Origin of the sequence: Gluconobacter thailandicus F149-1 = NBRC 100600, from assembly GCF_000964465.1 — a bacterium.
Taxonomy (GTDB): Bacteria; Pseudomonadota; Alphaproteobacteria; order Acetobacterales; family Acetobacteraceae; genus Gluconobacter; species Gluconobacter thailandicus.
In genome coordinates, this window is the sequence record NZ_BANH01000002.1 from 30,311 (window position 1) to 52,877 (window position 22,567).

The 22,567-nt window shown below is 57.3% G+C and carries 20 protein-coding genes and 1 tRNA gene; 8 read left to right on the forward strand and 13 right to left on the reverse strand.

The annotated features are described in order from the left end of the window. Nucleotides 1-40: 40 nt before the first annotated feature. The gene (gene ubiG, locus B7444_RS00380) at nt 41-796 is read left to right on the forward strand and encodes a bifunctional 2-polyprenyl-6-hydroxyphenol methylase/3-demethylubiquinol 3-O-methyltransferase UbiG (RefSeq protein WP_007282061.1); all 756 of its coding nucleotides are present in this window, start codon (nt 41-43) and stop codon (nt 794-796) included. Between the two features lie 40 nt (nt 797-836). Here the strand turns inward: ubiG and B7444_RS00385 are convergent, their stop codons facing one another. From B7444_RS00385 to B7444_RS00420, 8 genes are all read right to left on the reverse strand, one after another. Further along, nucleotides 837-2,108 (reverse strand): lactonase family protein, encoded by a 1,272-nt coding sequence (locus tag B7444_RS00385; protein WP_035729048.1) that lies wholly within the window; start codon nt 2,106-2,108, stop codon nt 837-839. Nucleotides 2,109-2,212: 104 nt separating this feature from the next. Continuing rightward, a complete protein-coding gene (locus B7444_RS00390) occupies nt 2,213-2,698 on the reverse strand; it encodes a DUF2147 domain-containing protein (RefSeq protein ID WP_007282063.1) in 486 nt (161 codons plus the stop codon). Next, nucleotides 2,699-2,956: a glutaredoxin 3 gene (gene grxC, locus B7444_RS00395; protein WP_007282064.1), complete on the reverse strand. Its 258-nt coding sequence runs from the start codon at nt 2,954-2,956 to the stop codon at nt 2,699-2,701. A gap of 7 nt (nt 2,957-2,963) precedes the next feature. Continuing rightward, nucleotides 2,964-3,740 carry a ComF family protein gene (locus tag B7444_RS00400; protein WP_261766700.1) on the reverse strand — a complete coding sequence of 259 codons (777 nt, stop codon included), beginning with the start codon at nt 3,738-3,740 and terminating at the stop codon, nt 2,964-2,966. A gap of 9 nt (nt 3,741-3,749) precedes the next feature. After that, nucleotides 3,750-3,932 carry a DUF3553 domain-containing protein gene (locus B7444_RS00405; RefSeq protein ID WP_007282066.1) on the reverse strand — a complete coding sequence of 61 codons (183 nt, stop codon included), beginning with the start codon at nt 3,930-3,932 and terminating at the stop codon, nt 3,750-3,752. Between the two features lie 27 nt (nt 3,933-3,959). Further along, nucleotides 3,960-5,366, reverse strand: coding sequence for a phosphoglucomutase/phosphomannomutase PgmG (pgmG, locus tag B7444_RS00410; RefSeq protein WP_007282067.1), 1,407 nt, complete (start codon nt 5,364-5,366; stop codon nt 3,960-3,962). Continuing rightward, nucleotides 5,366-6,244 carry a UTP--glucose-1-phosphate uridylyltransferase GalU gene (gene galU, locus B7444_RS00415; protein ID WP_007282068.1) on the reverse strand — a complete coding sequence of 293 codons (879 nt, stop codon included), beginning with the start codon at nt 6,242-6,244 and terminating at the stop codon, nt 5,366-5,368. Before galU ends, pgmG begins: the two co-directional genes overlap by 1 nt. Nucleotides 6,245-6,463: 219 nt before the next feature. After that, nucleotides 6,464-6,549, reverse strand: a tRNA-Leu gene (locus B7444_RS00420). A 75-nt stretch (nt 6,550-6,624) separates the two neighbouring features. On the opposite strand from B7444_RS00420, the gene lipB reads away from it, so the two are divergent. After that, nucleotides 6,625-7,308, forward strand: a complete 684-nt coding sequence (gene lipB / locus B7444_RS00425; RefSeq protein WP_007282070.1) for a lipoyl(octanoyl) transferase LipB — start codon at nt 6,625-6,627, stop codon at nt 7,306-7,308. Here lipB and B7444_RS00430 read toward each other — a convergent pair. Both B7444_RS00430 and B7444_RS00435 read right to left on the reverse strand, forming a co-directional pair. After that, nucleotides 7,289-7,882 (reverse strand): LolA family protein, encoded by a 594-nt coding sequence (locus B7444_RS00430; RefSeq protein ID WP_007282071.1) that lies wholly within the window; start codon nt 7,880-7,882, stop codon nt 7,289-7,291. The two genes, lipB and B7444_RS00430, sit on opposite strands and share 20 nt — an antisense overlap. Continuing rightward, on the reverse strand, nt 7,879-8,169 hold the full coding sequence (locus B7444_RS00435) for a BolA family protein (RefSeq protein WP_007282072.1): 291 nt from the start codon (nt 8,167-8,169) through the stop codon (nt 7,879-7,881). Before B7444_RS00435 ends, B7444_RS00430 begins: the two co-directional genes overlap by 4 nt. Nucleotides 8,170-8,236: 67 nt before the next feature. On the opposite strand from B7444_RS00435, the gene B7444_RS00440 reads away from it, so the two are divergent. The 3 genes from B7444_RS00440 to B7444_RS00450 all read left to right on the forward strand — a co-directional run bounded on the left by B7444_RS00440 (nt 8,237) and on the right by B7444_RS00450 (nt 11,827). Further along, nucleotides 8,237-8,851: a J domain-containing protein gene (locus tag B7444_RS00440; RefSeq protein WP_007282073.1), complete on the forward strand. Its 615-nt coding sequence runs from the start codon at nt 8,237-8,239 to the stop codon at nt 8,849-8,851. Between the two features lie 78 nt (nt 8,852-8,929). Beyond that, nucleotides 8,930-9,946, forward strand: a complete 1,017-nt coding sequence (cobS, locus tag B7444_RS00445) for a cobaltochelatase subunit CobS (protein ID WP_007282074.1) — start codon at nt 8,930-8,932, stop codon at nt 9,944-9,946. A 6-nt stretch (nt 9,947-9,952) separates the two neighbouring features. After that, nucleotides 9,953-11,827 carry a cobaltochelatase CobT-related protein gene (locus B7444_RS00450; RefSeq protein WP_007282075.1) on the forward strand — a complete coding sequence of 625 codons (1,875 nt, stop codon included), beginning with the start codon at nt 9,953-9,955 and terminating at the stop codon, nt 11,825-11,827. On the opposite strand, the gene B7444_RS00455 is transcribed toward B7444_RS00450, so the two are convergent. Both B7444_RS00455 and B7444_RS00460 read right to left on the reverse strand, forming a co-directional pair. Beyond that, a complete protein-coding gene (locus tag B7444_RS00455; protein ID WP_007282076.1) occupies nt 11,796-13,208 on the reverse strand; it encodes a pyridoxal phosphate-dependent decarboxylase family protein in 1,413 nt (470 codons plus the stop codon). The genes B7444_RS00450 and B7444_RS00455 overlap by 32 nt on opposite strands. A gap of 74 nt (nt 13,209-13,282) precedes the next feature. Continuing rightward, nucleotides 13,283-14,101 carry a DUF1217 domain-containing protein gene (locus tag B7444_RS00460; protein ID WP_007282077.1) on the reverse strand — a complete coding sequence of 273 codons (819 nt, stop codon included), beginning with the start codon at nt 14,099-14,101 and terminating at the stop codon, nt 13,283-13,285. A 119-nt stretch (nt 14,102-14,220) separates the two neighbouring features. On the opposite strand from B7444_RS00460, the gene B7444_RS00465 reads away from it, so the two are divergent. After that, a complete protein-coding gene (locus B7444_RS00465; protein WP_007282078.1) occupies nt 14,221-15,093 on the forward strand; it encodes a DUF2125 domain-containing protein in 873 nt (290 codons plus the stop codon). Between the two features lie 19 nt (nt 15,094-15,112). On the opposite strand, the gene mfd is transcribed toward B7444_RS00465, so the two are convergent. Next, a complete protein-coding gene (mfd, locus tag B7444_RS00470; RefSeq protein ID WP_007282079.1) occupies nt 15,113-18,613 on the reverse strand; it encodes a transcription-repair coupling factor in 3,501 nt (1,166 codons plus the stop codon). Between the two features lie 70 nt (nt 18,614-18,683). Between mfd and recG the strand changes: the two genes are divergently transcribed. Beyond that, nucleotides 18,684-20,786 carry an ATP-dependent DNA helicase RecG gene (recG, locus tag B7444_RS00475; RefSeq protein ID WP_007282080.1) on the forward strand — a complete coding sequence of 701 codons (2,103 nt, stop codon included), beginning with the start codon at nt 18,684-18,686 and terminating at the stop codon, nt 20,784-20,786. A 215-nt stretch (nt 20,787-21,001) separates the two neighbouring features. Next, entirely contained in the window at nt 21,002-22,561 is a 1,560-nt protein-coding gene (locus B7444_RS00480; RefSeq protein ID WP_224777779.1) for a putative bifunctional diguanylate cyclase/phosphodiesterase, read from the forward strand. Nucleotides 22,562-22,567: the final 6 nt, after the last annotated feature.

Genomic DNA, 22,567 nt, shown 5'->3' on the forward strand with positions numbered 1-22,567 from the left:
AGCCGACGGCATCATGCAGACACACAGAAGGACAGTTCTGATGGCCTCAGAAACCGTTTCCGGAAGCGCCTCACATCGCTCTTCCGTTTCCGATTCCGAAATCGCCCATTTCAGTGCGCTGGCCAAAGACTGGTGGAATCCGCGTGGCCCAATGGCCCCTTTGCATGCCATGAACCCCCTGCGTACGGACTGGGTCGCCTCGCGAACGACCTCTCTCAAGCCCTCCGAAGGAAAACGCCTTTCCCTGCTCGATATTGGCTGTGGCGCAGGCCTCGCCAGCGAAGCCTTTGCAAAGCTGGGGTTTGAGACGCTTGGCCTGGATGCAAGCCCGGACGGGATCGAAGCTGCCCGTGCCCATCAGGCCACCTACCCGCTGCCGCCTAAGGCCGCGCCGCTATCTTATCGCAATGGTAGTGCGGAAGATCTGGTGGATGAAGGAGCAGAGTTCGATGTGGTGTCGGCCCTTGAAGTCATCGAACACGTCAATGATCCGCAGGACTTCCTGCATATGCTTGCAACCCTGACCCGTCCGGGAGGCATGGTTGCCGTCTCTACAATGAGCCGCACCCCGCGCTCATTCGCCATGGCAAAACTGGGGGCGGAGTACCTTCTGCGCATGCTGCCTGTCGGCACACATGACTGGAAGAAATTCATCAAGCCGGAAGAACTGGCAGCCATGGCCCGTAACGCCGGTCTGCGCATGACCGATATTGCCGGCATGAGCTACCTCCCCCCCCGCTGGCGCACGACCCGCGACACTGGCGTGAACTACATCGCGATGTTCACGAAGGGCTGAAAAAAAGGCGCTCCGAAGAGCGCCTTTTTCCACTGCAAGATCAGACTTGCGTATTCATGAATGCAAACGTCGTCGGACTACCGACAGGCGTGAAGTTCTCGGTAAACGCAAGCTGCCCGGTGTTCTTATCCACCTTGAAGGACGTCACCGCATCCGAACGCTGGTTGGCGCAGAACAGGAATGTTCCTGACGGATCGAACATCATGGCGCGGCCATAATCGGCATGCATCCAGACTTCATCCTGCAATGACAACGTTCCATCTGCAGCAATCGCGAACACAGCCAGCGAATCGCCCAGGCGGTTCGACGCATAGACATACTTGCCACTGGCCGAGATCAGAATTTCCGCGGCCAGCGTCGAGCCGCGGAAATGCGGCGTGACCGTGCTGACCGTCTGGATGTTCGTAATGGCACCCGTCAGCGGATCGAAGCTGGAAACTACAATCTTCGAATTTTGCTCGCACAGATTGTACATGATGCGCCCCGAGTGATTGAACTCGAAATGACGCGGCGCAGAACCCGGTTCCATGTCGTAATACGGCGTCTTGGCCGGAATAAGCTTTCCGGTCGCCAGATTCAGCGTCCAGACATAGACCCGATCCAAGCCTGCATCATCCGCAATCACAAACCGACCACTTGGATCAGAACGGATCATATGCGGATGTGAACCGGAGTGATCCGAAACGGCAAAATTGCCCTGCGGGTTATCAGCTGCACGCTCAGGCTGGCGCGGGCCCGAGTTATGGACAACATCCGTTGCGTCACCCAGCGACCCATCGCTCCGGATCGGCAGAACGCCAACACATCCGCCGACATAGTTCGCGACCAGCACATAACGTCCCGAGTGGTGAACACTCAGATGGGCCGGTACTGCGCCGCCCGAACTGACAGAGTTCAGCTTCCGCAGCGAGCCAGTCTTCTGATCAACAGCAAAAGCGGTGACAGATCCGTCACCATCCTTGTTGTAATCGTCGATCTCGCTCAGCGCATAAAGAAAGCGATTATCTGCAGACAGCGTGATGAATGACGGGCTGGCAATATCGGTATAGGTTGTGATCGGCGTCAGAACGCCAGATTCACGATCCATTTCGAAAACGGCAATCCCTTGCCCGTTGCCCGCACCGCCCTGAGGTGCATGTTTGGTATATCCACCCACGAAGCAGACGGTTTTGGAAACAACTTTGGGTGGTGGTGGCGGTACCGGTACGATTTTTGGCTCATCAGCCGCATAAGACGCACCTGCCAGGCCAGTAACAGAGGCACCGGCGGCCAGCCCGAGCGTAAAGTCGCGGCGGGAAACGGGGTGGGACATAGGGTTCCACGGTCCTTTCAGTTCAACAGCAGCAAAGACCAACGCCGGGCCTGCGCATCCTTGAAAGACCATATCTGAATGACATGGCCTCCCGTTGTAGTTTCTCAGTGAGGCTGCGGAGGCATCTTGCACTGCGGGCCAAAGGCACCGCCGTTATAACGGGTCCAGGTCTCGGTCTTCCCCAGCAGGGGCATTCCCAGAACATACCCACGCAGCTTCAGGACATTTGGCTCGGAAAGCCAGATGAAGGCCTGATAAACACGTCCGCTGCGAGGATCAAGAATGTGACCGCTCCATTTGTGCTCTTCAACTGGTACAAAGTCTGTCAACATCCACAAACCGCACTCGGCCCGGCCCCACGTGTCCTTCGGCATCTCTCCGTCATAGTCCATGCCAACCAGCCTGCCACACAGGGCATGTCCGTTGTTTCCACAGTGCTCAATCGAGAAGACACCATCCTTGCCGGAGGAAAGCCACAGGCCCAGTTCCGAAGGTACGGTGGCTGAAGAGACATTGGCCGCAGCCTCTGCCTGCCCCATTGAAGGAGACAGGCACAGCAGAAGACCTGACAGGATCAAACCACGGCGCATTCAGGCACCGCCAAGCAGGGAATCAAGTCGACCCGCTCGATCCAGTGCCACGATGTCATCACATCCGCCGAGAGACTGCCCGTCCACAAAGACCTGGGGCACAGTCCGGCGTCCTGAGCGCGTCATGGATTCTTCCCGCTCACGCGTCCCGTGAGGGGCATTGATTTCCTTAAAGATCACGCCTTTTGACCTGAGCAGATCAACCGCGTGAACACAATAAGGGCATCCCGGCTGGGTAAAAATTTCAATTTTTGACATACAGTTCTTACTCCTCGGGATACGGAACATCCCGTTCATCGCCCTTGCCGGTCCGGGCCGCAACAAGAATATCCACCGATAATGCTCCCGCCTTCAAGAGTGCATCCGTGCAGACCGACGCCGTCGCTCCCGTCGTCAACACATCATCCACCAACAGAACGGCCTGCCCTGCAATTCGTTTTCCTCTCCCAGCACGAACAATGATCGTGTCTGCAATTTCAGAATGGCGTTCCTTTGGAGACAGACGGGCAAGTGGTCTGGTCGCTCGCCGCCGTTCAAGACCATCCAGCAAGGCGGGAACCTTGCTATGCCGAGCTAGTCCACGCGCGAGAAGAGCAGCCTGATTGTAGCGGCGGCGCCACAGTTTGCCCCGATACATCGGCACGGGCACCAGCAGCGTTGCCTGCTCGAGCAATGATACCCCGGCTCTTTCCATTTCCCTGGAAAGCACGGTCGCGTTTTCCGTCTGGTCAGAATATTTGAGGGGAAGGATAATCCGCCGGGACCAGTCATCATAAACAAACGCTGCCCGGCCTTTACGCCAGGCTGGCGGCTTCAGTTGACAGGAAACGCAGATCTTTCTGGCACCCCCGTAGGCCTCGTTTACCAGTGGCGTACCACAGCGTTCACAGCAGGGAGAAACAATACGCTGAGCAGATGAAAAGCAGTCGGCACAGAACGCGCCATCCGTCATGACGTCGGCTCCGCATCCACGGCAAACCGGCGGGAGTATCACGTCCAGGACCGTCCGGCAGCAACGCGAGAAGAACGGCTGGAGGAGCATCCCGCGCAATCAGGAATGAACCAGTTTCAGTTCCACACGGGACGCATCAATCAGAACCTTGCCTTCATTCTGAAAATTGACGGTCACCCGCTCGCCGATCGCAGACTGGACCTGCCCCCAGCCCCATTCCGGGTAGTCTGGGTGCTGAACGATCTGGCCGGGTTCAAGAAAAGATTGAAATGGCATGGACATTATTCTGTCCATGCCATGAGAACACCATCAGTGCCCAGCATTTTCGCCAGAAAAATCTGGCGCAGCGAGGCCTGAGGTTTCAAGCTGAACTGCAACAGCCTGCTTCAGGCGCTCCAGTCCTTCATTGGTTAGCGCCTCTGCCCGGGCAACCAGAACCGCCTGAGTATTGGATGCCCGCAGGAGCCACCAACCATCATCCGTATTGACGCGCACACCATCAATTTCAGAAACATCAGCGCCCTCCTTGCGAAGACGCTCCGCAACTTCGGCTATGACACCGAATTTACGAGTATCATCACAATCAAAACGCAGTTCAGGTGTGCTGATCGTTTCCGGCAGAGCGCTGCGGACTTGCGAAAGAGGCTGCCCCAAACGGGATACGATCCCGATGAAACGCACAGCAGCGTAGAGCGCATCATCAAAGCCGTACCATTTGTCGGCAAAGAAGATATGCCCGGACATTTCGCCCGCCAGTGGAGACTTTGTCTCGGCCATCTTGGTTTTCACCAGAGAATGACCCGTCTTCCACATTAAGGGCTGACCACCAGCCTTTTCGACCTCATCGAAAAGAACCTTGCTGGCCTTCACATCCGCAATGATCGTTGCTCCTGGATGATCCCGCAGCACATCGCGCGCCAAAAGAACCAGAATCTGGTCTCCCCAGAGGATCTGCCCCTGATCATCGACAACGCCGATACGGTCCGCATCGCCATCAAAGGCGATACCGAGATCAGCACCCGCCTCCTGAACCTTGCGGATCAGATCCTGAAGGTTTTTGGGAACGGTCGGGTCCGGATGATGATTGGGGAAATGTCCGTCAATTTCCGCAAACAGGACCGTATGCTCGCCCGGCAGTTCCTTTACCAATCGGGAAAGCACATCACCCGCAGCAGAATTGCCATTGTCCCATACGACTTTAAGGGGACGTGATCCGTCATAATCCTGAAGAAGCCTAGCAATGTACGCGCTGGAAATATCTTCGTGACGGGAGGTCCCTTTAGCCGCAGGAATGACATCTCCCGTTGCGGCCAAACGGCCCAGTTCACGGATCTGATCTCCGTAAAAAGGCTTGCCACCGCTCATCATCTTGAAGCCATTATAATCTGGCGGATTATGACTGCCCGTGACCATAATTGCCCCGTCAGCTTTCAAAGCCACCGATGCAAAGTAGAGCATAGGCGTAGGGCCGCAGCCGATGCGGATAACATCCGCCCCTGACTCTACGGCACCTTTGACAAGGGCATCTTCCAGAACAGGAGAAGACAATCTCCCATCGAAGCCAATGACAACACTGCGCCCACCCTGCCGAATGACCATACTCGCAAAAGTACGGCCAATCGCAAAAGCATCTTCAGGGTGAAGCGTTTTTCCAACAATCCCGCGAATATCGTATTCGCGGAGACTGGTTGGATCAAAATCGTGCCTGAAAGACATTAAACAGCGTCGACATACTTCTTGAGGAATGCCTTCACTGCATCACCCAGGTCGGGGCGATCGATCGAAAAAGCAATCTGTGCCTCGAGGAAGCCCGCCTTATCACCGCAGTCATAACGCGTTCCTTCATAGCGCAGACCGTGGAACGGAACATGACCGATCATCTTGGCCATGGCGTCTGTCAGCTGCACTTCGTTGCCAGCGCCACGCTCCAGCTTGGAAAGATGCTCCATCACATCGGCCGTCAGCACGTAGCGACCAATGATGGACAGGTTGGAAGGAGCATCTTCAGGGTCTGGCTTCTCGACCAAACCCTTGACTTCCACGAGACGGCCATCGTCAGCACCGACATCAAGGATGCCGTAACGGTTGGTGTGTTCGCGCGGGACTTCCGTCACAGCGACAACGTTGCCGCCCGTCTGGTTGTAGGCCTCGACGAGCTGGGCGACGCAGCTGCGGCCGCTCTTCACGATGTCATCCGGAAGAAGAATGGCGAACGGGTCATCGCCGATGAAGGACCGGGCACACCAGATGGCATGACCAAGGCCCAGCGGCTCCTGCTGACGAACCGCTACAAGGGAGCCTGCCTGCACGCTGCTTTGCTGAAGGGCTTCAAGCGCGCTCTTCTTGCCGCGCTCTTTCAGAGTTGCTTCAAGCTCATAAGCGATATCGAAATAATCGATCAGGCTGTCTTTGCCACGTCCGGTGACGAGGCAGAATTCTTCGATGCCAGCTTCACGCGCTTCATCGATAGCGTACTGAATAAGGGGCTTGTCAACGACAGGAAGCATTTCCTTCGGCATAGCCTTGGTCGCTGGAAGGAACCGCGTTCCAAGTCCTGCAACGGGAAGAACTGCTTTCTTCAGGGGCTTGATCACAAAACCTCACACATCAGCCAGAACAATCATCCGACCGCCGAGCTGAATACTCATGGCGCTCTGATGAAAACGTAGAAAGGCATACCGTTGGATTAGCAGTCTGGCAACAAAATGGCACAGGTGCAAAACACCACGCTGGATGCCTTAACTCTGGCATTCAGGGTGAGTTTTGTTTTTGTGATTTTTTCGAGAATTTTTCCATCGCCCTGAGAAGGGAAATGGTGCGGCCGAGAAGACTCGAACTTCCACGGGGTTGCCCCCACAAGCACCTCAAGCTTGCGCGTCTACCATTCCGCCACGGCCGCCCCGTGACAAACCGTCTTGTGTAGTGCAAGACCGTCCGGTGAGGGGCGATATAGCCGATGCCTGAAGCGAGAGCAATGACCAGAAACGATATTTGTGAAGAAATTTTGTGGAAAAAATCAGATGGGCTAACCCCTTACCCTGAAGCCCTGGATTTCATGGCGATCCGTTCCCGGCAGATTTATGAAGGCGAGGCTAGCCCCCTCGTCTGGCTGGTCGAACATCCGCCGATCTTTACAGCCGGAACGTCAGCCCGGCCGGAAGATCTTTACAATCCACACGACTATCCAACCTACAGCGCCGGCCGTGGCGGTCAGTGGACCTATCATGGGCCCGGACAGAGACTGGCCTATGTCATGCTTGATCTGGGACAACAGAACGGAACCATTCCCCCGCGCGACCTGAGAGCGTTCGTCAAAGGGCTGGAGCAGTGGATCATTGCGACACTGGCATACCTTAGCGTGGAGGCGTTTACCCGTGACGGGCGTATCGGCGTCTGGACCATTGATCCTTTGAGCGGTCAGGAAGCAAAAATTGCCGCACTGGGCATTCGCGTCAGCCGATGGGTCAGCTGGCACGGCATCTCGATCAATCTTGACCCTGCATTGGACGATTTCGATGGAATTGTTCCCTGCGGCATCCGGGAATTTGGCGTCACGAGCCTTCGCCGCTTCAATCCAGCCCTGACCATGCAGGACCTGGACGAGGCGCTGGCCGTAACATGGCCAGCGCATTTCGGGTCTATCCCCCAGGAGGGGTGAAAACCGTGGGCGTGAACGTCACGCCCTCTTCCACACTATTCAACGATACACTGAAATGGTTCTGACGGGCATCTACGCCCTGAAGACCCATCAGCGACAGTTTCCCGTCCATATCGGAGAACTGGAGCGTCAGAAGGCCCTGGGAAGGGTTGTTGGCCTCAGCAACCGAGATCTGAAGCGATCCTTGCCCTCGCCTGACATCCGTGACCTGAATATCCTGATCGAACCGGATCGGATGATGAAGCAGCAAGCCCAGCGGGTTCCGCTTCAGGGACAGATGCGTCACAGCCCCGCTATCCATGTCATCCAGAACAAGATGACCATCGCCCGCTACAAGCTCCATCACGTGTGGCGTGACGTAATCGAGACGTAGATGCCCCGGCACATAAACGAATCGCCCGGCACTGTGACCTTCATCCGGCCCGATCTGATTGAAAGACGCCTGCATCCCGGTCACACCGTTCATGTAGGTTTCAATGCGATGAATATCCGCCTGCTGATCGGCGGGAAGATGTCCATAACCGCTTGTGGCGCAGCCAGACAGAAACAGAAGAGCCAGAAGGGCACGCTTCATGGAGTGGTTTCTCCGTGGAGGACAAGAGACAGGGCATGTAGTCCCGTTTCAAACTCCCCGGCGAGCAATCCGTTCACCAGACGGTGCCGGGCAATCCGGTTCAGACCGTCGAACTTCGCACTGGTGATGGCAATATTGAAATGCGTTTCTCCCGGACTACCCAAAGCTTTTGCCCCGGCGTGATGAGCATGACGGGCGCTGTCATCCTGAATTTCCAAAGCACTGGGAGCCAGTTCCCGCTTGAGAATTTCGGCAATTCTGTCCCGTCTCGTAAGGGGCTGCGTCATAGTCAATTAAATCCGACTTGGTTTGTCCGCTTGCATCAAACGGCGCACATTGCCCATATCAGACACCATGCAGCGTAAATCTACCAGACATCGGGCCTTCGATCCCGATCCAGAGGCACCAGACCAGACCTGCGATCATCCGGGCTGCATGGAACGTGCCGGCTATCGTGCTCCCCGCGGACGTGAAGCCCTGCGGTCCTACTTCTGGTTCTGCCTTGACCACGTGCGCGAATACAACTCCCGCTGGGATTTCTATCGTGGCATGACACCCGGCCAGATCGAGGCTCATCTGCGTGCTGACACCTCCTGGCAGCGCCCTTCCTGGAAACTGGGCACCGGTACGGCCAACAAAGCAGAGTTCAACGAAGAAGACATTCTCGACCCGTTGGATATTCTCGGTGCCAGCCGCCGGAACCGGGCCGAACGGGCCAAGGAAACCGCCAGACAGCGTGCCGCTGCCAGTGGTCCGCCAGAACCACTCCGCCAGCCGCTGGCCACACTGGATTTGTCCTGGCCCGTGTCTCTGGACGAGGTCAAAACCCGATATCGCGCGCTGGCGCGACGTCATCATCCCGATGCGAATATCGGAGACCAGAAGGCTGAAGAGCGTTTCAAGGCGATCGGATCCGCCTATGCGGTGCTGAAAACGCATTTCAGTCGCGAGTCAGAGTTCGTTTCCTGATTTTCTCTCTGGAAGAGTGGCGCACAAAGGCCCATCTTTTCAGAACATTCCTGAATTCAATGAAAGTCCGTTAGACCCATGAGTGATTTCGCGACGATCGACGCCCCGGAAACCGTCACCACCGCCGAGAGTTCAACGGTGCCAACCAGCGTTCTCGGTGCGCCTGACCTCATGGTGTCTTCGCGTGAGGTGTTCGGCATCAAGACGGATCTTCAGGTTCCAGCCTACTCGGTTCGTACCGAACACGTCCCCGATATCGACGATTCCTACAAGTTTGACGAAGACACGACCCGCGCCATTCTCGCAGGCTTCGCCTATAACCGCCGCGTCATGGTTCAGGGCTTCCATGGTACCGGAAAGTCGTCCCACATCGAGCAGATTGCTGCGCGCCTGAACTGGCCCTGCGTCCGTATCAACCTCGACAGCCACGTGTCGCGTATCGACCTGATCGGAAAGGACGCCATCGTCCTGCGGGACGGCAAGCAGGTGACCGAATTCCGTGAAGGTCTGCTGCCATGGTGCCTCCAGCATCCCTGCGCACTGATCTTTGACGAGTACGACGCCGGACGTCCGGACGTAATGTTTGTGATCCAGCGCGTTCTGGAAGCCGAAGGTCACCTGACCCTGCTCGACCAGAACCGCGTGATCCGCCCGAACCCGGCGTTCCGTCTATTCTCCACGGCCAATACGGTTGGTCTTGGGGACACGACCGGTCTGTATCATGGCACCCAGCAGATCAATCAGGGTCAGATGGACCGCTGGAACATCGTCGCCACTTTGAACTATCTGCCGCTGGAGCAGGAAGTCGCTATCGTTACGTCTAAACTGAAAATTGGCGCGGACGATAAGGACCAGACGAAGATGGTCGAGCGTATGGTGGCTCTTGCCAACCTGACGCGTTCCGGTTTCATGGCTGGAGACATTTCCACAGTCATGTCTCCCCGCTCCGTCATTGCCTGGGCAGAGAACGTTCAGATCTTCAATGACGTGGCTTTCGCCTTCCGTCTCACCTTCCTGAACAAGTGTGACGAAGCAGAGCGCGGTATTGTGGCCGAATACTATCAGCGCTGCTTCAACGCCTCCCCGGTGGAGTAAAAAGCCTTGTCAGCGCCCAAGAACTCCCCTCCTGACGAGAACCGTCAGGAGGGCTTCCGCCGCGCCACCATCGCGACCCTTCGCGCTCTTGGCGGCACGCCCGACCAGAACGTGGATTTCCAGGGCGTGGTCGTAGGCAACCGGCTGCCAGCTCCTCCGGCGCCGGGTTCGATCCAGTTGCCCTACATGTCGCGCAGCATGCACGACCGGGAGATCCAGAAAGTTCGTGGAGCAGCCGATGCTGCGGCCCTGAAACTGCGTCACCATAAGGATGGGCTGGACGCCCACTTCCCCGAGCCGCAGGCTCAGGAAGCGTTCAGCGTGCTTGAGCAGGCCCGCTGCGAGGTTTACGGCTCCCGGCATATGGCTGGCGTCCGCGCCAATCTGGACCAGCGCGTCATCCAGCAATGCGCCGAAGCTGGCTGCAACCGTATGGCCACCAAGGACGACATGCCGGCAGCCATGGCACTTGGCCTTCTGGCCCGCGAAGCCATGTCCGGCGAACATGCACCATCGCAGGCAGGTCCGGCTCTTGATGCATGGCGCTCTTCCCTTTCGCCATCCGCCAGGAACGCCCTTGCGGAAATGGCCGAAACACAGGGCGACCAGAAAGCCTTCGCCAAAGCCATCACGCATCTCCTGGGGGCCTGTCAGCTCACCGAACTGCCGGAAGAGATAGAGCAGCAGGCTCCGTCTGACGATTCCTCGGAAGACGAGCAGCAGTCTGAAGACGATGCAGCCGTCCCACAGGAAGACGAACAGACACCCGCCGGCGAAGAGCCGGATCAGGAAGACGGGTATCAACCCGAAAGCGGCGAAAGCGGCGTCACGGGTGAGACAGAAATGTCTTCCGACGCGCTCGATTCCCCTGAAACAGGTTCTGAAGAAGCCGCGGGCCCTTCCGATCAGACTGGTGAAGGATCTGGCGCGGGGATAGCGTCCTCTTACAAGGCGTATACGACGAAGTTCGACGAGGAAGTGGGTGCCGCGGATCTGTGCGATCCGGATGAACTGGATCGTCTCCGGCAGCAACTCGATCAGCAGCTTGTCCAGCTTCAGGGGCTTGTGTCCCGGCTCGCGCACCGTCTGCAACGGCGCCTTATGGCGCAGCAGCAACGCCGGTGGGAGTTCGAGCAGGAGGAAGGCATCATCGACGCCGGACGCCTCTCCCGTGTCGTGACAAATCCGACCCTGCCACTGTCTTACAAATATGAAACCGAAATGGAGTTCCGCGATACGGTCGTGACGCTCCTGATCGACAATTCAGGCTCCATGCGTGGCCGCCCAATTGGTACGGCGGCCATCTGCGGCGATATTCTGGCCCGCACGCTAGAACGCTGCGGCGTCAAAGTGGAAGTTCTGGGCTTCACCACCCGTCAGTGGAAAGGCGGCCAGAGCCGCGAACAATGGGTCAAGAACGGGCGACCGCCTGAACCGGGCCGCCTGAACGATCTGCGTCACATCATCTACAAGGACGCGGACACCCCATGGCGTCGGGCCCGGAAAAATCTGGGCCTCATGCTACGAGATGGTCTCCTCAAGGAGAACATTGACGGGGAATCGCTGCTCTGGGCCTGGAAGCGCCTGAAACGGCGCCCAGAGCACCGGCATATCCTGATGGTGATTTCAGATGGTGCGCCGGTGGATGACAGCACGTTCTCTGCCAATCCGCACAACTATCTTGAGAACCATCTGCGTGAGGTCATCAAGCGGATCGAAAGCGATCGCAACACGGAACTTCTGGCTATCGGGATCGGCCATGACGTAACGCGGTACTATCGACATAGCGTGACCATCAGCTCCGCCGAAGACCTCGGCGGAACCATGATGGCTCAGCTGAGCGAGCTTTTTACGCCCGTCGGGCAGCGGCGAGCGCGATAACAGCATCCAGCATACGATCGGTATCGGCGGTCGTGGTGCGGTGATTGACGATCGCCGCCCTCACCGCCAGCCGACCGTTGATCCGCGTCGTGGACGGCGCTGCGACACCACTTTCATGCAGGTCCTGCACCAGTTCGGATACGTCCTGATCTGACAGGCCATCAATCCCGAAACAGACAATATTCAGCGTCACGGGCGCCAGAAGTACCAGCCCGCTCGTCGTCTGCACCCGGTGTGCAAGATGTGCCGCCACATCACAGCACTCTTCAACCATCTGCCCCATACGTTCGGAGCCATAATGGCCCAGCGTCATCCAGACCTTGAGCGCACGAAATCCGCGAGACAGATCCGGTCCGAAATCACAGAACCATGGCGCACCGCTCGCCAGGCCCCGCGGTTCGCGGGTCAAGTAATCGAGGGACTGAGCGAAAGCAGCCGCATGGGCTTTCCGGTCACGCACGAGAACGCACCCCGCGTCGTACGGAACCTGTGCCCATTTGTGAAAATCAAAAGCCAGACTGTCCGCCTTCTCAATCCCTGAGAGCGCATTCTTAAACCGGGACGACAAACAGGCCAGAGCCCCAAACGCTGCATCAACGTGGAACCAGAGACCGTTCTCACGGGCAATCGCTTCGATCCCGGCAAGATCATCAATCGCGCCACAATCCACGGTTCCGGCCGTTCCGGCCACCATGAACGGGGTGTAGCCCGCTTCACGATCTTCCCTGATCATGCGCTTCAATGCGACCAAATCCATCCTGTGATCTGCCAGAACCGGAACCCGCCTGAGGGCATCACTACCAAAACCCGCCAGATCAAACGCTCTCGGAAGGCAACCATGAGCAGTCGTCGCGGCATAGCCGACCATTTTACGGCCCCCCGTGCCTTGGGAGCGTAAGGAAATATCCTGCGCGCGACTGGCTGTGATGATGCTGATAAAATTGGCCATGGAGGACCCCGTAACCAGACAACCGGACCCATCTTCCGGCATGCCTACCATGGAGAGAGCCCAACGGATAACTTCGCGCTCGACTTCATTGGCAGCATGACTGCGACCGCCGCAATTGGCGTTCATGCCCCCAGCCAGCATCTCTGCCAGCATCCCTACGGGCGTGCCTGCCCCGTGCACCCACCCCATGAAACCCGGATGGGTATTCCCATTGCCATACGGAACCACAAGATCCGTGAAGCGATCATGCAGATCTTCGAGAGACTGACCCTGTTCAGGAAAACCGGTTTTCAGAGCATCGCGAGCGTCCTGTGGCATGGGCTGCCAGACTGGCCCTTCCCCGACATGCTCCATACGATCAAACAGGGCATCGAGCATCTGGTGCCCCATCGCACGGATGCCGCTCCAGTCTTCAGGGTCCAGGCCCGCCATGAAGAGATCCTTTTTCGCTACCAGATGTCCCTAGCCGCGATACAGACCTCCAGCCGTGATGTCACGCCGCAGGCTCAGAAAAGCGCTGAATACAGGTTTGACGATGTTGAAGAGCTACCGCCCGTAAACAGGGACAAAACGCCATCAGAAGACCCGCTGCTGCCGTAGAGGGTAAGCATGCTCGCCGGAGTTGTAGTCTTGTCTGGATTGACCTGGAGAAGCGCCAGATACTGCTCTGCAAACCGCTGCACACCATTCGATGTGCTGAGCCGAGATAAGTCCAGCTTGTCACTTAGCAGCCGCACCTGCTGGTCATAGTCCAGTGCACCAAACTGGGTAGAATCAAATCCGGCGACTTTCTCTGCAACCTTGAGCAGCCGGGAATCCGACATGATATTTGTAAGCTTCGTCTCAGACGTCACGGTACGGGTAAAATACAGTGCATCGCCCAGACCAGGCGTTTCGTCCTGAACGCTACTTTCGTAGCCATTCGTCAGATAATTCTGCGTAATGGTGGAGACTGTATCGGCAGAGGCCAGCGGCGACGTGGACCAGTCTGAAAACGCTTTTGCAAATGCTTTCCAGGACGCATTACCGCTTCTTTGCGCCAGCGACGCCGAAGACGTCGGGTCCTGCGTCATAAGCTGTTTCAGAACAGCCGTCTGATCAATGTTGGACGACATGTTGTAGGCGCCAAGAACAACTTTCAGCGCCTTGTAGTTTTTCAGCAGTTCATCCGGCGTGGTGATGGAAGACGCTTCGCTCGTGAATGTCGCAAGCGCCTGCCGGGAGTCGGAGCTTGTCTTCTCCCATTTATTCACGGCTGTCTGTTCATCTTTCACGATGGACAGATACTGCGGCACCGCTGGCATGGCGGAAATGGACGAAGACATGCACACTCACCCGCAAGAAAGGTTATTGGGGAACCATTGTCTCTCCATAATCCTAAGAGAGTCTTAACGGTCTCTGAGCAACACGCTGCCCAAGAGATCAGACAACCAGCACCGAGGGCATGATGTCTTTCCGCACCCTTCTCCTGACGGCCATCGCAACGGCTCTCCCAGCCTTCGCGTCATCCGCTTTCGCAGACACACTGCCCAATATTCCCGCTTCCTGCTTCACATATTCGTTCAATGGTCATCAGGCTGCGTCACATGGGTTCTCCGCCTCAGGAATGCACGCAACCCTGACAGGCACCGGCATCGGGCTGGATATCGGCCCTATAACCCTGAAAGACCCGAAAGGTGCAGTTGAAGAATCGAAACTCGAACAGTTCAACGCTACAGCGGCCTATGCCGCCCTTAGTGCCTTCCGCGGAGGCCTGAGCCCGGCGTGTCAGGGGCAGGACGCGACCATCACGGTTCATAATATTCATGAGGGCACCCCGGAAGCATCCTGGAGCAGCGTAAAGCTTTCCCGCCCAGGTCATACGATGACCATTCAGCATGCGACCATCAATGCCGTCGAGACTAATCCCGATCTCCGTATCAAGGTCAACGGAACCGGCATCCACGATTCGAAGCAGCCACTTATTCCCTCTGCACTCTCGGCTGATCTGTCTGTTCATGGGCTTTCCGGCGCGTCACAGCAGATCACCATCAATGCCCTCCACGCGATCTCCGGCAGCAGCACGGTTGACGGTGCCGGAACCATTCAGATTGGGTCTTCCGCCGCCACATCCACCGCAGATACGCATGTCAGCATCACGAACATTGCCGACCTGATCGAAAAAATCCGCCAGACCGCGCCGACCAAGGTTGTGACGGCTCTGACGATTGCCCGCCTGATGGGTAAACAGAACGGTGACACAACCAGTTGGGATATTGCCCTTCAGGGTGGCGTTGTGACGGTCAATCGTATCCCGCTTCCAATCGCTGTTCCCTAAATGGAACTGGAAGACGCGTTCAATCCGCGTCTTCCACTTTTCGCACCAGTTTGCACAGAACGGTTGTTACCTTCTTGGCAAAGCCGATCCGGGTTGCGTTCGTCATTTCCCTGATCACGGCAAGCTTATGATCCGGGCGAATCTTCACCCCCGATTCCTTCTTTCGCGTCGCCCAATCGATCAGCCCAGCGGGATTGCGGAACCGGTTCTTGCGGAACTGAAGCACCATGCCCTTCGGTCCGGCTTCCAGACGTTCCACCCCGGCTTCACGGCACAGACGCTTGATGAGCACGACGTCCAGAAGATTACCAACTTCCTGCGGCAATGATCCGAAGCGATCCACCAGCTCGGCACGCATGGCTTCCACTTCCGCCTCCCCATTCAGAGATGCGATTCGGCGATAAAGCCCAAGACGGACGGGCAGATCAGGGACATAGGTTTCGGGAATAAGGACGGGCAGGCCCAGAATGATATTGGGCGTCCAGCTTTCGTCCTCTTCGGCCTTACGCCCCCGCTCGCGACGCAGATCCAGAACCGCGTCTTCCAGCATTTGCTGATACAGCTCGATACCGACTTCCTTGATGTGACCGGACTGTTCATCACCCAGCAGATTGCCAGCACCACGCAGATCCAGGTCATGAGATGCCAGCGTGAACCCAGCCCCCAGCGAATCGAGCGTCTGCATGATTTCCAGACGCTTCTCGGACGCTGCCGAGAGCGAGTTCGTCTGCGGCCAGGTCAGATACGCATAGCCACGCTGCTTGCCACGCCCCACGCGCCCACGAAGCTGGTAAAGCTGCCCCAGCCCGAACATATCCGCCCGGTGGATGATGATCGTGTTCACGCTGGGCATATCCAATCCGCTTTCCACAATATTTGTGGAAAGCAGGATGTCATACTTCCCATCCGCGAATTCGGTCATGACACGTTCGAGTTCGGTTGGTGTCAGGCGACCATGGGCCTGAACAACCTTGGCATCCGGCACGATCTCGGCCAGACGGTCTGCCATCCGATCCAGATCCGCCAGACGCGGCAGGACACAGAAGACCTGTCCGCCCCGGAAACGCTCACGCTGAATGGCCTCGCGGATCATGACGCTATCGAACGGTGTGATGAACGTGCGGACAGCCAGGCGGTCCGTCGGTGGCGTGGCAATCAGGCTCATTTCACGCACGCCAGACAGAGAAAGCTGGAGCGTACGCGGCAATGGCGTGGCGGACAGCGTCAGGACGTGCACGTCTTCACGCAGGGCCTTGAGCTTCTCCTTATGAGCCACACCGAAATGCTGCTCTTCATCGATAATGAGCAGGCCAAGGCGATTGAACGACACGGTCTTGGCCAGAAGCGCATGTGTGCCGACAACAATATCAAGACGGCCATCGGCCATCTCCTCGCGAACCTTCGTCGCTTCCTTGGGTGTCACCATGCGCGACAACTGAGCAATCCGGACTGGCAGTCCTTCGAAACGCGCGACAAAACCCCGGTAATGCTGACGCGCCAGCAACGTCGTCGGAACGACAACGGCGACTTGCATCCCCGATAGTGCTGCCACGAAGGCCGCACGCAGCGCCACTTCCGTCTTGCCGAAGCCGACGTCACCGCAAACAAGACGGTCCATCGGTCGCCCGGAACTCATATCTTCCAGAACATCCGCAATGGCGCGGGACTGATCTTCCGTTTCCACAAACGGGAAACGGGCACAGAATTCGTCCCACAGGCCTTCAGCAGGTGCCAGCGTCGGTGCTTCACGCATCGCACGAGCCGCGGCCGTCCGGATCAGTTCACCCGCCATAACGCGGATGCGGGATTTCATCTTGGCCTTACGCGCCTGCCAGGCCGTGCCACCCAGCTTGTCGAGCTGAACACTGGCCTGCTCAGAACCGAATCGGCTTAGAAGCTCGATATTCTCAACCGGCAGAAGAAGCCGCTGCTCCCCATCGTAGAAAATGGAGAGGTAATCATGGGCTACCAGACCTTCGCGGATGGTCTGCAAGCCCACATAGCGCCCGATACCATAGTCCTGATGGACAACCAGATCGCCTTCCGCAATTTCCCCAACTTGGGAAATAAACTGCTCACCACGCTTCTTACGACGGGGCGGACGGGAAATCCGCTCACCCAGAAGATCCTGTTCGGAGACGAAACACAGCCGATCCGAAACGAAGCCGCGCTCCAGCCCCAGCACCAGCAGTCCAACCGTGCCGCGTGGCATACCCGCAGCAGATGGCCAGTCATCATGGCTTTCCGTGGTCAGGCCATGTTCCTGAAGCAGATGGGCAATCCGCTCCCGCGAACCGCGGCTCCAGGCCGTCACATAGGTTCGTCGGCCAGATTGCGCCCAGTCTTCCACCTGCTTGCCGAACGCCTCGAACACGCCATCACGCGACCCGTCCTTGGCTCGTGCGAAAAGCGGCCCTGGACGATTGCCCGCATCAATGCCGTCACCAAGGTCTGGTTTTGCAAAAGCGTTGAGCAGCACAGATGGTATGCGGGAGAGCATCGCGTCCCAGCCATGCCGATCCAGATATAGCCGATGTGGCGGAAGTGCCCGATATGGCATTTCCCCTTCCCGAACGGGCACACGGCGGGCCTCATAATGGTCCGCAATCATGTCCAGCCGGGCTTTCAGAATATCCGGTGCATGACTGTCAAAGCTGACGGCTGCATCCGGAAGATAATCCAGAAGCGTTTCCATCTGATGGCCATCGCCATCGTGGAAAAGCGGCAGATAGTGCTCCAGACCCGGATAGCGGCGACCGTCAGAAACGTTCTCGTAAATCGTATCCGACGCGGCAGTCGGGCCGAACGTGTCACGCCAGCCTGTCCGGAAGCGACTGATGCTGTCGGGGCCCAGCGAGAATTCGGAAACGGGACGCAGTTCGAACCGGGCCAGCTTTTCAGTTGAACGCTGCGTCCCGACGTCAAAAGCACGAATATTTTCGACTTCATCGCCAAACAGATCGAGACGGATCGGGTCCGGCGCACCCGACGGGAACAGATCGAAAATTCCGCCACGGGTTGCAAATTCACCGGCTTCCATGACGGTATCGGTCCGGGTGTAGCCATTGGCGACCAGGACCTCGATGAGCATGGACTGGTCCAGCATTTCGCCAGTTGCGACGCTGATGGACTGCCCTTTGAACGCCGAGCGAGGCGGAACGCGTTGCAAAAGGCTGTGGACGGTCGTCAGAACAATCCGGCGCGCCTTGCTCGGTTCCAGCAGGCGGCAGAGCGTTCCGACACGCTCCGCTACAATCACGGAATTTGGAGAGACACGGTCATAAGGCAGACAGTCCCAGGCAGGCAGCCGCAGCACTTCGACCTCGGGCATCAGATAGGCCAACATGTCCGCCAGCGAAGCCACAGCGGCATCGTCCCGGGCAACGTGTAAAAGCGATCCGTCATGTTCAGACAATCGCTGGCGTAGCAGAAGAGCTACACTGCCATCTGGTACGCCCCAGACGGTTGGACCAAAGGATGCGAGGGGCATTTCACGGATCATGGTTTCGTTTTGTTCCATCCTGCTCTTGCCCTATACCTGCCGTTTCATAGCCTGACACATCAAGAGGAGCCGGGGAGCGCCCGTTGCAATGCAGTCCGAACAGCCGTCTCCAGATCTTCTTGCCCCGCTCTTTGCACCCCTGACGTCCCTGCCCGGTATCGGGCCGCGACATGCCAGTCTGCTGGAAAAGATCGCAGGCGGACGGCGCGTCCTGGACCTGCTGTTTACTCTTCCTGAGCGGATCGTTGATCGTCGTATTCTGCGCACAGTTGCCGCCGGACACAATCTCGCCCCAGGAGAAATCCTTACAACGCGTGTCCGTGTCGTTTCGATGCGCAAAGCTTCACGCCCCGGTCAGCCCTCCGTCATCCGCACGGAAGACGATACGGGGCGGCTGGATCTCGTCTTCTTCCAGCAGAAGAACATGCCTGCCCCAACCGTAGGCGCGGAACTGCTTGTGTCCGGCAAGACCAGCCGCTTTCAGAGCGAACTGACCATGCCCCAGCCGGATCATGTCACAAGCTGGAGCAAGCGGGACAGCTTCCCCCGACTTGAACCTGTGTGGCCCCTGACGGCTGGCCTGTTTCCCTACACCGTTCGCAAGGCCATGCGAACCGCCCTTGCCCTCCTGCCCGATTTTCCAGAATGGCAGGACCCGGCTCTTGTTCACAAACGACGGTGGCTGTCCTTTTCACAGGCCCTCAGGCTGCTACAGGCGCCGGAAAATATTCCCGCTGATGTGGAATGGGCCCCTGTCCGTGAAAGAGCGTTATCCCGCCTTGCAGCCGACGAACTTTTGGCTGACCAGCTGTGCTTTGGCCTTGCACGCCTGAAGGCCCGCAGTAGACCCGGTCGAAGCATGCCGGGAACTGGCGATATGCGCGCTGAACTCAGTCGACGCTTTGGCTACCCACCCACTGATGCCCAGTCGCGTGCCATCACGGAAATCCTGAAAGACATGGCCTCGCCCACGCCCATGATGCGCCTTCTTCAGGGCGACGTCGGAGCTGGCAAGACATTCGTCGCCATGAATGCCATGCTTCAGGCCGTAGAGTCCGGCGCTCAGGCGGCCATTATGGCCCCAACGGAAATCCTGGCCCGACAGCATTTTGAAACGTTATCCCGCCTCTGCCCCACGAACTGTGTTTATCTGAGCGGGACCATCAAAGGAGCTGCGCGGCGCGAAACCCTGGCTGCAATAACAGACGGAACAGCGCGCATCATCATCGGGACACATGCCCTTTTTCAGGACGGTGTCACTTTTTCTGACCTCGGTTTGGCAGTGATTGACGAACAGCATCGGTTCGGTGTCGAGCAACGAATGAACCTCAGCGCCAAAGGCGAGGCTACAGATATTCTGGTTATGACCGCCACGCCTATTCCCCGAACACTCCAGCTAATGGAGTGGGGCGAAATGAGCGTGAGCCGACTGGATTCCAAGCCAGCGGGCCGTCAGCCCATTCGCACAACGCTGCACAGCATGGATGCCATGCCGGAGATCCTGTCCGCCATCTCTCGCGCAGTAGCAGACGGTGTACAGGTTTTCTGGGTTTGTCCGTTGATTGAAAATAGCGAGACCCAGTCTGCCGCCGCCGCCGAAGAACGCTGGGCCATGTTGAGTGAGCGCTTTCCCGGTGCCGTCGGGCTGGCGCACGGCAAGCAGGACATCGCCATTCGACAGGCGGCGCTGGAAGCCTTCCGCACTGGCAAGACACGCATCCTTGTCGCCACGACCGTGATTGAAGTGGGGGTGGATATTCCGAATGCGTCCGTCATGGTTATCGAGCAGGCGGAGCGCTTTGGTCTGGCACAGCTTCATCAGCTCCGCGGCCGCGTCGGTCGAGGCGCCAAGAAGTCGTTTTGCCTTCTCCTGCATGACGGCATGGCTACACCGACCGCCGTCAAACGTTTGACCCTTTTACGGGATACAAACGATGGATTTATGATCGCTGACGAAGATTACCGGATTCGCGGTGGTGGGGATCTTGCGGGAAACCGTCAGTCTGGCCTCCCTGGTTTCCGTCTGGCCCAGGGCGCGCGTCTGTCTCTTCTGGTCACTGCAATGCAGCAGGATTCCGAGCGCGAACTGACACGCAACCCTCATCTCGAAGGGAAACGAGGAGCTTCTCTGCGGACGCTTCTGATACTTTTTGATCGCAATGAACCAGACCGACTTTTGATCTCTGGTTAGAAGATCATTAAAGAAAAATATGTAATCCAGACAGCGAGATGAGGAACTTTTGTTCTCTGTGATGGTTACCACCGCTTAGAGGGATTAGGCACCAAAGTATGATTTCAACTGGCACAAATCAGCATGTAAACTCTCTTTTAAAAGAAAACGTGCCTGCCAGTTATCGGCCTGCCCTCAGACTGGCTTGTACCCTGAGCAATTCTCCCTCAGCAGCTGTGCTAACTATTTCCGCCAGTAACGAAACGCCCACCGAAATTGCACAGTGGGGGCCTGTCTTCTCGGCCCATATTGGAAATTTTCCATTTTCCGAGCTGATGCGGTCCTCTTCCGCTACAAACTTTAGAACAGAAGACGGCCACACTATCTGCGGCGTGGTCATTGCCCAGCCTGCTCAACATCAACGAGCCTCCACTACATGTCTACTCGTTTTCGCTCCCAGCGGGACGGAGCTAAATCCTGACATCAATGCAGTCCTTGAGGACATCGCTGCGCTGACACGCGATCCGGTCGGCAATCCAATGGCGGTGATGCCCAACCGACTGCAGAGTATGGAAGCTATTCAGTCTCACATTGATCGGACCAAAGGCCTTACCAAGCGTGCGAGCTTCGGACTGATCCGGTTCAACCTCGATCATCTGTCTTTCATTAACGAGAGATACGGCTGGGATACTGCGGACCTGATGCTTGAAGAGATTATCAGACGCATCGAAAAGCTTCTGCCACAAGAAAGCTTCTTCGGAAGTATGGGGGGAGGAAATTTCGCCGTTCTGACCCCACCGGGTCACACGCTGGTCACAACACGCAGCTTGATGACCTCAATCCTGCGCATATCTGATACGCCCATCTCTCTTGCTTCAACGTCGTTTCCATTTTCCCTGTCCGTAGGCTGGAGCATGTTCCCTGAAGACGGGAAATCCGTTGAGGAACTTCTGACCGCGGCAAAGGCGGCTCTGGCAGAGGCTCAGCGAGCAGGGGGAGGCCACGAGAGACGCGCTTCCTCAGAGACGACCAGACTACACATCCTGTCCTCCAGCCTTGAGCAGGATCTTGCATTGGCTGCAGAGCAGGATGCTCTCTTTCTGAAATGGATGCCGATTGTTGATACCGCGTCGCAGAGAGTCGTTGCTCACGAAGCTTTACTGAGGTGGAACAGACCGAATCACGGAGAGGTTTCCCCAGAACTTTTCATCCGATGCGCTGAAGAAGCCGGAATGGTCGAAGTACTTGATACGTGGAGCCTTCGTCACGCATGCAAGGCCGCCGCGAAGTGGGAACCTCCTTACCGGGTCTGTGTGAATATTTCTCCGGTGTGGCTTGCAAGTGAAAGGCTTTCGAAGCTCATCGCAGAGATCCTCCAGGAGACCGGCCTCTCCCCTGATCGCCTGCAGATCGAAATGTCAGAATCCCGGTTCTTCGGGCCGGAAGATATTACATTCCGCGAGCTTGCCCGCGTCCGTGCGTTGGGCGTGAGGCTTGCTCTGGATGACTTCGGATCGGGACATTCTTCGCTGGAACGTCTTCGCTTCTACCCGCTCGACCAAATCAAACTGGATAGGGGCTTTATCAAGGGGCTGGGTGAAAACGATCGTGCCAACGAAGTCATGTCTGCCGTATTGGCTCTTGCCCGCGCCCTGAACATAACAACCTGTGCAAAAGGCGTAGAAACAGAATACCAGATGGCATTTCTGGATGCGTATGGTTGCGAGGAAGTACAGGGATACCTGCTGGGTTCACCCGTTCGGGACCAGACACAACCGACGTCTCAGCCGATATAAAAAAAG